General features: G+C 64.7%; 1 pseudogene. It reads right to left on the bottom strand.

Going from position 1 to position 3,500, the window contains the following annotated elements:
• Positions 1–3,500: pseudogene (locus EOA36_RS30940) on the bottom strand (kinesin); the annotation flags it as partial.

The raw sequence follows: 3,500 nt of genomic DNA, 5'->3' as shown, positions 1-3,500 counted from the left end.
GGTGCGGGCAATGTCTTCGGCCCGTGCCAGCAGGGCGGCGGACGTCTGTTCGGCGCGCTCGGCGATCTTGCGATCGGCGTCGCTGAAGGCCGCACCGGCCTGCTCGTGCAGCGTGCTGGTGACTTCCAGGACCTTTTCGCGCAAGGCGCCGGCGACGAAGACCGCGCTCTTCTCGAGGACGCTGCGGACGTTGTCGACACCAGTCGACAGGGCGCGCTCCATGGTGCCGGCGCGTTCCTCGATGATGCCGGTCTGGCGGCTGAACGCCTGCTCGATCTTGTCGACATCGGCGGCGATGGCGGCGGAAATGTCCGTGCTCCGGGCCGCAATCTGGTCGATATGGCCGGACAGCGAGCGATCGACGTCCTTGCGGGTCTCGGCGAGCTTGCCGAGATCATCTTCCAGCGCCCGGCTGAGCATATTGCGGCCTTCGGACAACTTGCCGACATGCCCGGCGATGATGTCGTCGATATCGCCGCGGCTTTCGGTCAGCCTCTGCAGGTCGGCTTCGAGAGCGCGCTTGAGAATGTCGCGGCCCTCGGCGAGCTTCTCGACCTGGCCGGCCACCAAGCCGTCGATGCTGGAGCGGCTCTCGGCCAGCTTGGCGAGATCGGCCTCCAGCGCACGCTTGAGGACATCACGGCCTTCGGCGAGCTTCTCGACCTGACCGGCGACCAGCCCGTCGATGCTGGAGCGGCTCTCGGCCAGCTTGGCAAGATCGTCTTCGAGCGCCTTCGACAAGGTCGAACGCTCCTGGACAAGCCGTTCCGCGTGATTGTTGACGTGGCCGCTAACGGTCAGCAGGTCCGCCTCGAGCGCTCTCGACAAGGTCGAACGATCCTGGGCGAGCCGCTCGGTGTGGCTGTTGACGTGGCTGCCGACAGTTTCGAGGTCGGCCTCAAGCGCCTTCGACAGTGTCGAACGCTCCTGGGCAAGTCGGTCCGAGTGGCTGTTGACAAGGCTGTTGACGGTTTCGAGATCGGCCTCCAGCGCGCGGGCGAACTGGGCGCGGTCGTCGACCAGTTTCTGGGACTGGTCGGTAACGGTGTTCCTGACCGTGTTGAGGTCGGCCTCCAATGCGCGGCGCAGGATGTCGCGACCTTCGGCGAGCTTCTCGACCTGGCCGGCGACCAGCCCGTCGATGCTGGAGCGGCTTTCGGCCAGTTTCGCGAGATCGTCCTCCAGCGCTTTCGACAAGGTCGAGCGATCCTGAACCAGCCTGTTCATGTGGTCGGCGATGACGCTGTTCACGTTCTGCAGATCGGCTTCCAGAACGCGCGAGAGCTGCCCGCGATCCTCGGCAAGTTTGTCCGACTGGCTCGATATGACGTTCTTGATGGTGTTGAGGTCGGATTCCAGCGCACGCTTGAGAATGTCGCGGCCTTCAGCGAGCTTCTCGACCTGGCCGGCGACCAGCCCGTCGATGCTGGCGCGGCTTTCGGCCAGCTTGGCGAGGTCGGCTTCAAGCGTCTGCGACAGCAGCCCGCGGTCTTCCGCCAGGCGTCCCGAATGGCTGTCGATCAGGCCGCGTATGCCCGACAAGTCGCTTTCGAGCGAACGGCCGAGCTGCGTGCGGTCTTCGGCCAGTTTCGCCGAATGCGCCTCGATCAGGTTCTTGATACCGGCAATGTCGTTTTCCAGCGCCTTGGCGAGCACCGCGCGGCCCTCGGCGATTTTCTCGACCTGGCCGGCGACAAGGCCGTCTATGTCGGCGCGGCTGTCGGACAATTTGCCGAGATCAGCTTCCAAAGCGCGCGACAGGATGTTGCGGCCTTCAGCCAGTTTTCCGACATGTCCGGCGACCATTTCATCAATGATCGTACGAGCTTGCACCAATTTACCAGAGTCTTCGTTGAGGGCCAGAGAGAGCCGGTTGCGGCCTTCTTCCAGCCTTTCGAGGTGGCTGCCGAGCGACGCATCGATGGCGGCGCGCGATTCGTTGACCTTGCGCAGGTCTTCTTCGAGCGCACGCGCTATCAGGCTGCGGCCTTCGGCCAGCTTCTGCACCTGGTTGGTCACCGCGGCATCGATGCCGGCGCGGCCCTCGGCGAATTTCGCCAGGTCCGCCTGCATGGCTTCCGCCATGCGCTCGCGGCTCTCGGAAAGCTTGCGGCTGTGGTTTTCGACGGCTTCCTCGATACCGACGCGGGCGTCGGCAAGTCTCTGGATGTCGGCGTCGAAGGAGCGCGACACGACGTGGCGGGCTGCCTCCATGCGGCCGGCGAAATCGCTGGCGCGCGCTTCGAGCATGGACGAGGTCGAGGTGACGATGTCGGCCATGTCGGCGCCGATCTGGGTCTTGCCCTGATCGATCATGGCCGACAGCGTGTCCTTGCTCTCGGCGAAGGTGTGAGCGATTTCACGGGCACGCTCGACCAGCGTTTCGTTGATCTGGCGGGCGCGGGCTTCCAGCGCTGCATTGAGCTTCTGCGTGCCGGTATCCAGCGCTTCGGCGCGGGTCTGGAATTCGCTGATCAGCGCCTGGCCGCGTTCGGCCAAGGTGCGCTCGATGCCGTTGAGGCTGGCTTCGAACTCGGAATTGAGGGTGCGCGCGGCGCCGCCGAGCAGCGACACCATGCCGGTGGTGCGGTCGTCGAGCAGGTCGGTCAACGAGCGGGTCAAGCCGTCCGTGGTGTCCGTCAGCTTGGCGATGCGGGTATCGAGCAGGCTGGCGAACGCCTCGCCGGAGGTCGAAAGCCGGTCGGTGATGTTGTCGAGCCGGCCTTCGACCGAGTCGAAGATCGACATCGAGCTTTCATTGATGCGGTCGATCAGCGTGTCGCCGGAATTGGTGATCGTCATCGACAGCTTGGTCGACGCATTGAGGATGCTGTCGCGGATGATGTCGCTTGCCGCGCCGATTTCATCGCGCAAGGTCTCGTGCGCGCCGGAGATCGAGGCGCGGACACGTTCGGCATGGGAAACCACGGCTTCGCGTTCACTGCCCAGCCCATCGACCAGCGACCGAATCCGGGTTTCGTTTTCCGAATAGGAGCGTTCGATCTGGTTGACCTCGCTGTGGACCAGCGTTTCCAGCTCCACGGCACGGGCAAGCGTGCGTTCGATGCCCTCGCCCATGGCGGCCACCTCGCGGCGGACGGCCTGGCCGATCATCATGACGCGATCCTGGGCCATGTTTTCCGGCTCGGTCAGGCGGAAGGCCACTTCCGTCATCGATTGCGCGGCGATGCGCATGTCCTGGGCGCGGCGGATCATCGCCGCGAAGGCCCAGAACAGGATGACGGGCACGATTGCCGCGACCGCGAGGCCGATCAGTTCGGGGCGGGCGAAAAACTGGTCCAGCGTGCGTATCCGCCAGATGCCCGGTCCAAAAAGCAGGTTGGCCAGTCCGCCGGCGCCCGCTATCCAGGCGAGCGAGACAAAGGCGATGACCCAGTAGATGGTGTTGGAGGCGCGCCTGTTCAGGCTGTGCAGAAGGGTCTTGTAATCTTTCTGGCGATCGTCGTTGGCTGGCGCGAAACCAGCGGGCTGGCCACCAT

It is taken from the genome of Mesorhizobium sp. M8A.F.Ca.ET.021.01.1.1, from assembly GCF_003998025.1.
Lineage (GTDB): Bacteria > Pseudomonadota > Alphaproteobacteria > Rhizobiales > Rhizobiaceae > Mesorhizobium.
Note: the sequence above shows the minus strand (reverse complement) of the source record. Positions and strands in the feature narration are given on the sequence as shown.